This is a genomic window from Stenotrophomonas sp. STEN056, assembly GCF_056759635.1.
Map to the genome: position 1 here is coordinate 52,448 of NZ_JBRRDL010000022.1, position 12,733 is coordinate 65,180.

Sequence of the window (12,733 nt, forward strand, 5' to 3'; positions counted from 1 at the left end):
CCCTTCCTGCCCGGGACGTGGCTGCTGACGATGTGAGGGAACGTTCACAGCTTCCGGGTTTCGTGCAATCCTGTGGCAATAAGTCAGTAAAACTGTTGTCCGGACGGCAGCGGTTGACTTCTTCACCACCATCGATGACATGCAGGCCCGCCATTGCGCGGGCCGCCCGTGCAGAGGGGAAGGGATGGCGCTGCGATTGACCGATGAAGACTGGGGCCGCTGGCGCCTGATAGGCCTGGCGCTGGCTGCCCTGCTCATCATCGTCGTGCCGGCGCTGACCCTGCACCGGCTGTCCAGTGAAAGCACCGTTGCGGCCAACTGGCTGGCGCACGCGCAGGCCGTTGGCGCGCGGCTGTACAGCATGCAGGCGGGCATCCGCGATGCTGAATCGGCGGCGTTGACCCTGTCGCAGGGGGTGGAATCGCCGGTGTTGCGGCAGCGGCTGCAGCGCGGGGAAAGCGTCACCCGTGACCTGAACGAGCTGATCCAGTTGCTGCAGGACAGCCCGGAGCAGTTGGTGCGTCTGGGGCGGATCGAATCCCTGCTTGAGCACCGGATGGCGCTGGTCCGGCAGGTGGCCGACAGTGCCGATTCGCCCAGGCGCAAGGCGCTGATCGAGGAGATGACACTCCAATACCCGATCCGGCCATTGGTGGAGGAACTGCAGCAGCGTGAGAACCAACTGTTGGCCGAGCGCACGCTCAAGGCCAAGGGACAGCAGCAGTTGTCCTCGGTGGTCACCTGGAGTGCGCTGGTGGTGCAGCTGTTGTTGCTGGCCCTGGTGCTGTGGCTGCTCAAGCGCCAGATAGGCAGCCGCGCGATGGCCGAGCACCGCCTGAGCCGGGCCAGTGCGCGTGCCAATGCGGTGCTGCAGACAGTGCGCGAACCCATTGTTCTTCTCGATGGACAGCTACGTGTGGTGCTGCACAACACTGCGTTTGCCGAGTTGTATGGCGGTGAAGAGGTTGATGTCAGCCAGCGCCAGTTGCAGGACATCGGTGGCGCTGCCTGGAGCGATGCCATCATTCGCCAGCGTCTGGCCGACGTGCTGTTGCGCGGCCGTGAACTGTGGGATTTCGAGCACGAGCAGCAGGGTGTCGATGGCCTGGCGCGTACCATGCTGATCAACGCCCGGCGCATGCACCTGCCGGATGTGGATGACGAAGTGGTGTTGATGACGGTCAGCGACATCACCCTGCAGCGTGCCGTGCAGGTGCGCGTGGAGGAGCTGAACCGGCAGCTGGAAGGCAAGGTCGAGCAGATGGCTGACGTCAACCGCGAACTGGAAGCCTTCAGCTATTCGGTATCGCACGATCTGCGCGCCCCCTTGCGCCATGTGGCCGGCTTCTCCGACAAGCTGGGCAAGCATCTGGGTGAGGCCGCTGACGAGAAAACCCGGCATTACCTGCAGGTGATCCGCGAATCGGCGCAGCGCATGGCCGAGCTGATCGACGACCTGCTGGTGTACTCGCGGCTGGGCCGTGGCGCGATGCGCATGCAGCCGGTGGACATGCAGTCGCTGGTGGCGGACACGCGCGCGTTGCTGGATTCCAACCTCAGGGCCGAAGCCGGTGCCGAGGGCGTTGTCCGCCATGTGGAATGGAACGTCGGCCCGCTGCCGGTGCTGGTGGCCGACGAAAACATGATGCGGCAGGTGTGGTTGAACCTGCTGGGCAACGCGGTCAAGTACACGGCCGGGCGCGACACGGCGGTGATTGAGGTATCGGCGCGGCAGCTGCCCGACGGCAGTCACCAGTTCTCGGTGAGCGACAACGGCGCCGGTTTCGACATGCAGTACGCCTCCAAGTTGTTCGGCGTGTTCCAGCGTTTGCACAAGGCATCCGAATACGCAGGCACCGGCATTGGCCTGGCCAGCGTAAGGCGCGTGCTTACCCGCCATGGGGGACGGGTGTGGGCCGAGGCGCAGGTGGATAAAGGAGCCACCTTCAGCTTCATCGTTCCTCCCGTCTCCGACGTTACCCACAAGGATGCATCCCTATGAGTTCCCTGCGTACCATCCTCATTGCCGAAGACAGTCCCGCCGATGCCGAAATGGCGATGGACGCACTGCGTGAGGCCAACCTCGCCAATCCCATCGTCCATGTCGAGGACGGCGTGGAGGCAATGGATTTCCTGCTGCGCCGGGGCAATTTCGCCAACCGTGAGGAAGGTCTGCCGGCGGTGCTGCTGCTGGATATCAAGATGCCGCGGATGGACGGGCTGGAAGTGCTGCAGCGCATCCGTGCCGACGAGGAACTCAAGCGGTTGCCGGTGGTGATCCTGTCCTCATCGCGCGAGGAGAGCGATCTGGCCTGCAGTTGGGATCTGGGCGTGAATGCCTATGTCGTCAAGCCGGTGGATATCGAACAGTTCTTCAAGGCGGTCAAGGCGATCGGCGTGTTCTGGGCGGTCATCAACCAATCACCGGACGTCGAGTAAAACCCAATGCCGAACCGGGACACAACGCTGGGGCCCCTGCGGATTCTATTGGTGGAGGATTCGCCGGAAGACGCAGAACTGATTGCCGATCAGTTGCTTGAGGCCGGGCTGCAGGCCGGTTTCGAGTGCGTGGACAACGAGTCACGGATGTACGAGGTGCTTTCCGAAGGCATGCCGGACATCGTGCTGTCGGACGTGAGCATGCCGGGGTTTTCCGGTTACCAGGCGCTGCGCATCCTGCGTGAAATGTACCCGCGTGTCCCCTTCATCTTCGTCTCCGGCACCATGGGCGAGGAGACGGCAGTCAAGGCCCTGCAGGAAGGGGCCAGCGATTACATCATCAAGCACCAGCCGGCACGCCTGCCGTCGGCGGTGGTGCGCGCCGTCCGTGAAGCGCGCAGCGAAGGTGAGCGGCTGCGGGTGGAAGATGAGCTGATGCGTGCGCAGCGCCTGGAAAGCCTGGCGCTGCTGGCCGCCGGGCTGGGCCACGACCTGCGCAACATCCTGCAGCCGCTGCTGATCGTGCCGGACCTGATCCGCGACCGCAGCGCTGACCCCAAGATCACCCGGCTGGCCGATGTAATCGCCGAGTGCGGCCGGCGTGGTCACGAAATGGTGGACTCGATGCTGTCCTTCGTGCGCGGCTCCAGCCAGCGCAGCGAGCGCATCGTGCTGCAGCGCCTGTTCCAGGCGGTGGGCATGCTGCTCAAGAGCAGCCTGCCGCGTGGCGTGGAACTGCACCTTGAGGTGGCCGATGACCGGATGACGGTGGATGCCAACTACACCGAACTGCAGCAGGTGCTGCTGAACCTGGCGCTCAATGCCATCCAGGCCATGCCTGATGGTGGCAAGTTGAGCCTGGTGGCCGAGCGCCATCGCGATGGGCAGGGCAACGAACAGGTGCGCATCCGGGTGAGCGACGAGGGCGTGGGCATGGACCAGGCCACCCTGCAACGGCTGTTCAGCCCGTTCTTCACCACCAAGGCCAAGGGCACCGGCCTGGGGCTGGTGTCCTGCCAACGCATCGTGGACAGCATTGGTGGCCGGATTGCCGTGAACAGCGTACTTGGCAGCGGTACCACCTTCGACCTGCTGTTGCCGCTGCAGGCTGCAGCGTCGGCCGATGAAGTGGTGCCCCTGCCGAGCACCATCCGCCCGGGGCGCGGCGAACGCCTGCTGGTGGTGGACGACGAAGCCACGCGGCTGTCGCTGCTGGGCAACGCCCTGTCGAGCCAGGGCTATCGCATGCGCCTTGCCAGTGACGGTGCGGCGGCGATGCGGCTGATGCAGGACGCGGGCCTGCCGGATGTCGTGCTGGTGGACAGTGGTATTCCGCTGTTGTCGGCCGAGCAGTTGTTGCTGGAAATGCAGGCCATGGGCTATCGCGGCCCGGCCATCGTATTGGAGGACGAACAGGTGCCCGCGTTCGTCGATGGCCAGGCGCCGGCGGGAATCAGTGTGCATGTGCTGCCCAAGCCGCTGGAAATGCAGCGGGTGTTCCGCGCGGTGGCGGACGCACTGGGCGTGGAGTGAACCCGGGCACGCAGAGGGATGTTGGCGCGCGCGCGTGCTGCCCTATCATGTGCACCCCCACCCCGATGCGGGGCCCCTGCGTGCCGCTGGCCGGTGCGGGCGGGCCCTCAGGCAATCCACTCCAATGACCATCGCGCTTCTCAGCCTGGGCAGCAATCTCGAACCTCAGCATTACCTGCAGTTGGCCGTGGCCGTGCTGCGGGAACGTTTCGGCGATATCACGGTTTCACCGACGTACCGCACACCCGCGGTGGGCTTTGATGGCCCGGATTTCCTCAACAACGCGGTGATGCTGGATACCCACCTGCCGTTGATCGAGCTCGATGCCTGGCTGCATGCGGTGGAGGACGCGCACGGCCGTGATCGTTCCGGCCCGCGTTTCAGCGACCGGACCCTGGACATCGACGTGGTCTATTACGGTGATCTGGTCGTGGAAGGCCCGAAGAACCTGCGCATTCCGCGCCCGGAGTTGAAGCACGCCTTTGTGCTCAAGCCGCTGGCTGATATCGCCCCGGATTTTGTCGACCCGGTACGCAGGCAGACCCTGGCGCAGATGTGGCGCGAGCACCCGCAGTACGCGCAGGCGTTCGACACGATGGAGCTTGAAGGGCAGCAGTAAGTTGTGAGAGCGGCCGTTTAGCCCCCTCCCTTTCGCAACGCGAAGGGGAAGGTTGGGGAGGGGGGCTTTTCAGCAATGCCGAAACGCCGGGATCTCATCCCAGCCTGCGCTGCAGCCGAATCCCGAATCCCCAATCCCCAATCCCCGCTCAGGTCAGGTCAACGTCCGCCCACCATCCAGGCGCAGCGTCTGCCCGGTGATGTAGCCGGCGTCATCCAGCAGCCAGCGCACGGCCGAGGCAATCTCGTGCGGCGTACCGATGCGCGCCATCGGCGTGCGCTCCATCAGCTTCTGCTTGGCCTGTTCACTCTTGCCTTGCTCCGGCCACAGGATGGCGCCCGGGGCGACCGCATTCACGCGCACATGCGGGGCCAGCTCCAGCGCCAGTGAGCGGGTCACCATTTCCAGTGCGGCCTTGGCGGTGCTATAGGCCGGGTGCTCACGAAGTGGCTGGGTGGCGTGCAGGTCGGTCAGGTTGACGATGGCGCCGCGTTGCTTGATCAGGTGTGGCGCAGCGGTCTGGGCCAGGAAGAACGGGGCACGCGCGTTGACCGCCAACAGTTCGTCCCACTGCTCCACTTGCACCTGCCCAAACGGGGTGGGGAAGAAATTGGAGGCGTTGTTGACCAGTGCATCGAGTCGGCCGAAATGGCTGACCACCTGGTCCACCATGTCCGGCAAGGTGCTCGGATCACGCAGGTCGGCTTCCACGGTCAGGACGCTGCCCGGCCGTTCACTTTCCAGGTCGAAGGCCAGCGACTGCATCTCCTCGCAGGACAGGTGCGCGTGCAGGGCCACCCGGTAGCCGTGGGCGTGCAGGTGCCGGGCGATGGTGGCGCCGATGCGGCGCGCACTGCCGGTGACCAGGGCCACCCGTTGGGATTCTGTCATCTGCGTTTTCCTCACTCGGCTATCCTGTGCATTGTCCCCGCAAAACGCATTCCCATGCATTCCGACCTGCCGACCCCCGCCCCCGAAGCGCTTGCGCACAGCGACCAACTGGCGACGCACCTGCGTGAGGACATCCTCGCCCAAGGCGGTGCGGTGCCGTTCTCACGCTTCATGGAACTGGCCCTGTATGCCCCGGGCTGGGGCTATTACAGCGCCGGTGCCAGCAAGTTCGGTGCCGCCGGTGACTTTGTGACCTCGCCGGAGCTGGGGCCGCTGTTCGCGGCCACCACCGCCAACGTGGTGGCGCCGGTCCTGCAGCAGCTGGGGCCGCAGGCACGCATGCTGGAACTGGGCGGCGGCAGTGGCGCCTTCGCCGAAATCCTGCTCAAGCGCCTGCTGGAACTGGATGCCCTGCCTGAGCGCTACGCCATTCTCGAGCCCAGCGCCGACCTGCGCGAACGCCAGCGCGAGCGCCTGGAAAAGGCACTGATCCCGCCGGTGTTCGCCCTGGTGGAGTGGCTGGACCGCCCGTTCGATGACGACTGGGACGGGCTGGTGTTCGCCAACGAAGTGATCGATGCGCTGCCGACGCCGCGCTTCCTGGTCAACGAAGGCGAGGTTTACGAGGAAACCGTCGAGCTCGATGCCGAAGGGCGTTTCGTGCGCAGCGCGCAGCCGGCCGATGCAATGCTCACCGCGGCGGTGCGGCATATCGAGCATTACCTGGAGCGGCCGTTTGCACAGAACTACCGCTCTGAAGTGTTGCCGCAGCTGCCGTACTGGATCCAGGCGGTGGCCGGTGGCATGCAGCGCGGCGCGATGGTGTTCGTGGACTATGGCTACCCGCGTGCGGAGTTCTACCAGCACGATCGCACCGACGGCACGCTGCGGGCGTTCTATCGCCACCGCGTGCACAACGATGTTTACCTGTGGCCGGGCCTGCAGGACATCACCGCATCGGTGGATTTCACCGCGCTCGCCGAGGCTGGCACCAATGCCGGCTTTGATCTGGCCGGCTACTGCAACCAGGCCAACTTCCTGCTCGGCAACGGCATCACCGGCCTGCTGGAACAAGCCGAGGAGCGCAGCGACGAGGTGGGCCGCATGCGCCTGCGCGGGCAGCTCAAGCAGCTGACCCTGCCGACCGAGATGGGCGAGCGCTTCCAGGTGATGGCCTTCAGCCGCGACGTGGACATGTCTGCATCGTTCCTGCTGGGCGATTTGACCTGGCGGCTGTGAGCACGCTCAAACCGCTGCGGCGGCAGACGTTCTGGCTGCTGCTGTGGGCCGCGGCGGTGCTGGCGGTGATTGTGGTGTGCCTGATCCCGCCACCGCAGTTGAACCTGCCGCAGAACAGCGACAAGGTCGAACACTTCCTCGCCTATTTCCTGCTTGCCGGCAGCGCGGTGCAGCTGTTCGCCACACGTCGCGCGCTGTGTGTGGTCGCATTGGGATTGCTGGTGATGGGTATTGGCATCGAATGGATGCAGGGCGCATTTACCCGCAATCGCATGGCCGACCCGATGGATGTGCTGGCCAACAGCATCGGCGTGCTGGCTGGCATGCTGACAGCGGTCACGCCGCTGAAGGATGTGCTGTTGCGGCTGCAGCCGCGCGGTTGATGCAGCACGGCGTTGTCCCCGCGGCGCAAGGCATCACCGCCATGCCGAACGATGCTCCCCATCGGCATGGCCGGGAAGGGTAGAGCGCAGCATGGCTGCGCTCTACCGCGGGTTGCATCATGCGCGGGACGTCACTTGCGCGGATTGAGGGTGATCTCGTCCAGCACCCACATCTGCGGCCGGGTATCGCCACTGAAGGTAATGCACAGGTCGGTGACCTGCTCCGGACCTGCACGCAGCGGCGCCTCCAGTTCGATGAAACCGTCCTTGCCGGGATTTTCCGGCAGCGGTGCGGTGGCCAGAACGCGGCCGTTGCAACTGGCGCGCACCTCGAACTCCCCGTGCCTGGCCACTGGCTTGCGGAAGCCGCGCTTGGCTTCTTCAGGCTTCAACAGGCCGAAGTTGTAGGGAATGCGGCCGGCACGGACCTTGACCGAGGCAATGTCCTGCAACTGCACGTTCTGCCACAACCAGCAGGGATTGAAGATGGTCACGTCGAAGGAATCGCGCGGGCCTTCCAGCGGGTTGTCGTCTTCCAGACGCAGCTGCAGGCGGCCGCCCTCCGGGCAGGTGGCCAGGGTCTTGTCGGTGCGGCTCAGCAACGAGGCGGCATCGAACACCCAGCGGCTGGGGGCATCGGCCAGCGGCTTGCCGTCAACGAAGGTCTGCGCCGTCAGCGTGGTCGGCACTGGCAAGGTCAGCGCATCGCCGTAGCTGGCCGATTGTGCGGTGGGTGCGCTGCCGTCGGTGGTGTAACGAATGTCGCGGTAGCTGAGCGGGTTGTGCAGCTCCACCGTCACCTTGTCACCGATGCGGTCGTCCTGGCGCTTCATCGCCACCGACAACGCGGTCTGCCCGTAGCCGATGCCCAGCGACTTGTAGCGCTGCAACTGTGCCGGCAGGCGTGCAAGGAAATCGTCGTAGCTCTTGCGCTCCAGCGAGGTCCAGGCGATTTCGGACAGCGCCGCCATGCGCGGGAACACGTTGTGCTGCAGGCGGGCGAAGGTGCGGGTGTGCTCGGTCCACATGTTGGCCTGCACGCCGATCACATGCTTGCGTTGGGCTTGGGTCAACTGTGCGGGCACCGGGTCGAAGGCATAGACGCGCTGCATCGAGGTGTACTTGGGGCGGCCCGGTGGTTCGTCCGGCAGGTTGGTCTGCAGGAAGTCCAGATACAAGGTGTTGCCCGGCGTCATCACCACATCGTGGCCGTGGGTGGCCGCTTCGATGCCGCCTTCGATACCGCGCCAGGACATCACCGTGGCCTGCGGCGGCAGGCCGCCTTCGATGATCTCGTCCCAGCCGATCAGCTTGCGGTCGCGTTCTTCCAGGTATTTTTCCAGGCGCTTGAGCATGTGCGACTGCAGCGCCTCTTCATCCTTCAGGCCAAGCTCGCGGATGTAGGCCTGCACCTGCGGCGAATCCTGCCACTGGTACTTCACTGCCTCGTCGCCACCAATGTGGATGTACTTGCCCGGGAACATCTCCATGACTTCAGCCAGGATGTTCTCCAGGAACTGCAGGGTGTCCTCGCGCGGGTTGAACAGATAGGGGTTCACGCCCCAGTTGGCCGATGGCTGGGTCGGGTAATCAACGACGCCATGCTCCGGGTAGGCGGCAACGGCGGCCTGTGCATGGCCGGGGACATCGATTTCCGGCACCACGGTGATGTGGCGTGCGGCGGCATAGGCAACCACGTCGCGGATCTGCTCCTGCGTGTAGAAGCCGCAGTACAGGTACGGCGTGCCGTCGGCGTTGACGCCTGCTTCGCCGGCCGGCGAACGGCAGCCGCCCACTTCGGTCAGCTTCGGGTAGCGCTTGATCTCCATGCGCCAGCCCTGGTCATCGGTGAGATGCCAATGGAAAACGTTGAGTTTGTGCATCGCCATGGCATCGAGCAGCAGCTTGATTTCATCGATGCTCTGGAAATGGCGTGCCGAGTCAAGCATGAAACCGCGCCAGGAAAAACGCGGTGCATCGGTGATGCTGACCGCAGGCACGGCGACGTCGTTGCCGGTGGCCGGGGTGAGCATCTGCAGCAGCGTCATCGCGCCATGGAACAGGCCGGCAGCGCTGGCGGCGCGGATGCGAATGCCTGCGTTGGTGACATCGAGCTGATAGCTGCCTTCGGTAGCATCGCTCAGTGCGGGATCCAGCTTGAACTGGATGCCGCTGTTCGTCGCAGCCTTGCCTTCGGCCAGCGTCAGCTGCAACGGCGATGTCTTGCCCAGCAGTTGGCTGAACTGCGCAGCGACGGCGCGTGCGGCGTCATCGTTGCCGCTGACGGCGGTGCGGTTGTTGACGGTATAGGTGCCGGCACTGGGCTGCACCTGCTGCGGTGCGGGAATGACGGGGAGAGCAAGCGAGGCGGGCGCCTGCGTGGCGGCCGAAACCGTGAAGCTGGCGCCCACGACAAGACAGGTGGCCAACAGGCTGCGGACGGGTTTGCGCGTGTGCAGTCGGGTCATGTGTGCTCCATGTAAGCGTGCTGTTATCTCAAAAAAAAGCGGGCCTGAAAAATCCAGGCCCGCTGGAGGAGAAAGAACAGCGGATGAAACAGTTGAATTGACAGTGGCTGGCTTAGAAGGCGAAGCGCAGCGAGGCGTTGTAACGACGGCCACTCAGGTAGGCGCCGCGGGTGAGCTGCTCCACGCCGGAGTAGGAGTGGTACTCCTCGTCCAGCAGGTTCATCGCATCCAGGCCGACGGACAGGTTCTCGGTGATCTTGAAGGCAACCGAGGCGTCGAGCGAGGCGTAGTCCATGGTCCACAGTTCGCGGCCGGCACTCACCTGGGTGAAGTACTTGTCACGCCAGCCGTAGGTCACGCGTGCGGTCCAGGTGTCGTTCTCGAAGAACGGGCTGATGTTGAACTGGTTCTTGGAGTTGAACGGCAGCGGGCGACCGTCGGTGGCTTCACCATCGGAGTAGGTGTAGTTGGCAACAATGCCGAAGCCGTAGCCGAAGTTCTGCTGCCATGCCAGCGAGTAACCCTTGATCTTGGCGTCGCCGGCATTGTGCGGACGGTCGACCAGATAGGTGTCGTTCTTGTTCTGGTTCTGGTTCCAGTGGGTTTCCGGGGTGGACTCGGTGAGGATGTAGTCAGCCACATCACGGTAGAAGATCGAGCCAGCCAGGATGGCGTTCTCGGAGAAGTACCACTCCGCCGAGAAGTCCAGGTTGGTGGACTTGTACGGCTCCAGCTTCGGGTTGCCGCCGCCGCCGGTCAGCGCGGTGTCGGACAGCCACAGGTAGGAGGAGATGTCGGTGTAGTTCGGACGGGCAATGGTCTTGGCGGCCGAGGCACGCAGGACCAGCTTGTCAGTGGCGTCGTACACCAGGTTCAGGTTGGGCAGTACGTTGTTGTACTTGTTCTTGACCACGACCGGGTCATACGAAGCGGCCAGCTTTTCGGCGGACCAGCTCGGCAGGGTGCAGCCGGCCAGGCCGGTGTTGCATGCATAGCTGCCCGATTCCAGGTCGGTGCGCACGTAACGGACGCCGATGTTGCCGCGCAGGCGGTCGAAGCTGAAATCGGCCTGCAGGTAGGCCGCGCCGATGTCTTCGTTGATCGACCAGTTGTTGCGTGCGAACTCTTCGGCACTGAACGGGGAGACCACCGGCATTACCTGCCACGGCGCCAGCCAGTCACCGCTGGTGATGTAGTCGGCCATCTTCCAGCCGTCAATGGTGAAGCGCTTGCCCAGGTCGCCGTAGCCGCTGAAGCCCTTGAGGTAGTTGCTGGGCAGTTCGCGCGGATCGAAGTCCGATGCCTTGGCGTCGCCATAACCGGCAACCGATGCCAGGCCGATACCCTGCTGGATCTGCTTGGTTTCGTGCTTGCGCTGCTTGTAGCCGAAGCGCAGCAGGTAAACCGGGGAATCCAGCTTGATGCCGAAGTCCACCTGGCCGTAGGTTTCCTTGTCGAAGGTGGGCTTTTCAACCAGGTTGCCACCCCAGCCGGTGTTCCAGGTGGGCTGGCTCGGGTCAGCACCCCAGCCGCCGTCCATCTGGAACTGGTCCGGATTGACGAACGGGTTGGCGCCGGTGAAGTGCACGCTGCCCGGCTTGCCCGGTGCATCGGCGATGGACCAGGTGTAATCGGTGCGCGCCAGGAACTCGCCGAACACCTGCTTCGGGCCGCCTTCGGCCTTGGTGCGGCCGACGTGGGTGGAGGCGAACCAGCGCTCGTCGTTCCAGTCCAGCTTGATGTCGTAGGTTTCCGAATCCACCTGTGCACGACGGTTCTGCAGATCGAACACGACCAGGCCGTTCTTGTGGCTGGCGCTGGTGATCAGGCCATCCTTGACGGTGATGTCGCTCAGGGTCTTCAGGCTGTTCCAGGTATTGCCCTGGTGGGTGAACATCGACTGCGCCATGTGATCGAAATTGGCATCGATCTTCAGCGCGTTCAATTCGATGTTCATCTGCTCCACCGGCTTGAACTGCAGGGCCAGGGAGTAGGTCTTGCGCTCACGTTCCTGCTCGAAGAAGTGGGCACTGGTGGAGTTGGGGCCGACCGCGTCCGGGTTGGCATAGACGGTTTCGGCACAGGCGCCGACGCAGGTCGGCGGCGAGGTCGGCTGCGAGCCATCCGGATTTGGTGCCACCGACCAGTCGGTGGGCAGGTTGGTGATCGAGCCGTTGGAACCGCCGAGGCCACCGATGTAGTCCTTGGCACGCACGATGCCGTACGACTCGATGCCGTCGCGGCGGATGCTTTCGTTGGATGCCTGCGCGGAGATGATCACGCCGAAGTTCTCGGCATCGTTCTTCCACGCGAACGCGGCCGAGGCGCTCGGGTCGGTCTTCTCGACGCGGTCATTGCGGCCGTAGCTGATGCGGCCGGAGACGCTGACCTTTTCCGGCATGTCCAGCGGCTTGCGGGGGGAGACGATCACGGTGCCGCCGATCGAGCCTTCGTCGATGCGTGCTTCCGGCGACTTGAACACTTCGATCTTGCCCACCAGCTCCGGTGCCAGCAGCGAGTAGTTGAAGGTGCGGGTCGGGAAGTCGGACATGTTCCAGTCGCCCGAGGCGATGGACTGGCCGTTGAGCAGGGTGCGGTTCAAGGCCGGGTCGGTGCCGAGGATGGAGACCTTCTCACCCTGGCCGTAGGCACGGTCGATGGTGACACCGGGGATGATGGTCATCGCCTCGGCCACGTTGGTGGCCGGGAACTTGCCCACGTCTTCGGCGGTGATCACGTCAACGATGGCATCGGCATTGCGCTTGGTCTCCAGCGACTGCTGGAGGCTGGCGCGGATGCCGGTGACGACGACGCGGTCAAGGTCGGTGGCATCGGGCTGTGCGTCCTGGGCCATGGCCGGGAAGCTCAGACAGGTGACGATGGCGGCGGATAGTACGGACTTGCGGTACCTCATGATGTCTCTCCTCATCATTGATGGATTCCGGCGTGCTGGCCGGCAGCTGCAGGGTTGGGATCGGTGCAAGGGCGGACCGCCGTATGCACGTGGGGTACTGCGGAAGGCGGTGCGCCGGGGTCGTTGTCCCTGCGTCCCAGATACCAACTGGCTGCGCCGATGACGCCCAGTTGCCCGTGCTCTACCAGCTTCACGGGAATGCGTTGCAGCGCCTTGGTCATGGGCCCCTTGTTGAGGAAGCGTTCGA

Annotated in this window: 9 protein-coding genes and 1 pseudogene; 6 read left to right on the top strand and 4 right to left on the bottom strand. The window is 64.4% G+C overall.

The genetic code is table 11. The features are described from left to right. Positions 1–184 precede the first annotated feature (184 nt). The 4 genes from ACVOLO_RS12575 (at position 185) to folK (ending at position 4,591) form a co-directional block, all read left to right on the top strand. The gene (locus ACVOLO_RS12575) at positions 185–2,002 is read left to right on the top strand and encodes a sensor histidine kinase (protein WP_481570649.1); all 1,818 of its coding nucleotides are present in this window, start codon (positions 185–187) and stop codon (positions 2,000–2,002) included. Next, positions 1,999–2,439 (top strand): response regulator, encoded by a 441-nt coding sequence (locus tag ACVOLO_RS12580; RefSeq protein WP_481570650.1) that lies wholly within the window; start codon positions 1,999–2,001, stop codon positions 2,437–2,439. The genes ACVOLO_RS12575 and ACVOLO_RS12580 overlap by 4 nt, the downstream gene beginning before the upstream one ends. A 6-nt stretch (positions 2,440–2,445) precedes the next feature. Beyond that, on the top strand, positions 2,446–3,972 hold the full coding sequence (locus tag ACVOLO_RS12585) for a two-component system sensor histidine kinase NtrB (protein WP_481570651.1): 1,527 nt from the start codon (positions 2,446–2,448) through the stop codon (positions 3,970–3,972). 124 nt (positions 3,973–4,096) lie between these two features. Continuing rightward, the gene (gene folK / locus ACVOLO_RS12590; RefSeq protein ID WP_481570652.1) at positions 4,097–4,591 is read left to right on the top strand and encodes a 2-amino-4-hydroxy-6-hydroxymethyldihydropteridine diphosphokinase; all 495 of its coding nucleotides are present in this window, start codon (positions 4,097–4,099) and stop codon (positions 4,589–4,591) included. Between the two features lie 153 nt (positions 4,592–4,744). Here folK and ACVOLO_RS12595 read toward each other — a convergent pair whose 3' ends face one another. Continuing rightward, complete coding sequence (locus ACVOLO_RS12595; protein WP_481570653.1) at positions 4,745–5,482, bottom strand: pteridine reductase; 738 nt, start codon at positions 5,480–5,482, stop codon at positions 4,745–4,747. 54 nt (positions 5,483–5,536) lie between these two features. Between ACVOLO_RS12595 and ACVOLO_RS12600 the strand changes: the two genes are divergently transcribed. Further along, positions 5,537–6,721, top strand: coding sequence for a class I SAM-dependent methyltransferase (locus ACVOLO_RS12600; protein ID WP_481570654.1), 1,185 nt, complete (start codon positions 5,537–5,539; stop codon positions 6,719–6,721). After that, positions 6,709–7,104, top strand: a complete 396-nt coding sequence (locus ACVOLO_RS12605) for a VanZ family protein (RefSeq protein WP_481570659.1) — start codon at positions 6,709–6,711, stop codon at positions 7,102–7,104. Before ACVOLO_RS12600 ends, ACVOLO_RS12605 begins: the two co-directional genes overlap by 13 nt. Positions 7,105–7,235: 131 nt before the next feature. On the opposite strand, the gene ACVOLO_RS12610 is transcribed toward ACVOLO_RS12605, so the two are convergent. The 3 genes and pseudogenes from ACVOLO_RS12610 to ACVOLO_RS12620 form a co-directional block, all read right to left on the bottom strand. Next, positions 7,236–9,572: a beta-N-acetylhexosaminidase gene (locus ACVOLO_RS12610; RefSeq protein ID WP_481570655.1), complete on the bottom strand. Its 2,337-nt coding sequence runs from the start codon at positions 9,570–9,572 to the stop codon at positions 7,236–7,238. A 112-nt stretch (positions 9,573–9,684) separates the two neighbouring features. Beyond that, positions 9,685–12,486 (bottom strand): TonB-dependent receptor, encoded by a 2,802-nt coding sequence (locus ACVOLO_RS12615; RefSeq protein ID WP_481570656.1) that lies wholly within the window; start codon positions 12,484–12,486, stop codon positions 9,685–9,687. A 137-nt stretch (positions 12,487–12,623) separates the two neighbouring features. Beyond that, positions 12,624–12,733, bottom strand: a pseudogene (locus ACVOLO_RS12620) (glucokinase); the annotation flags it as partial.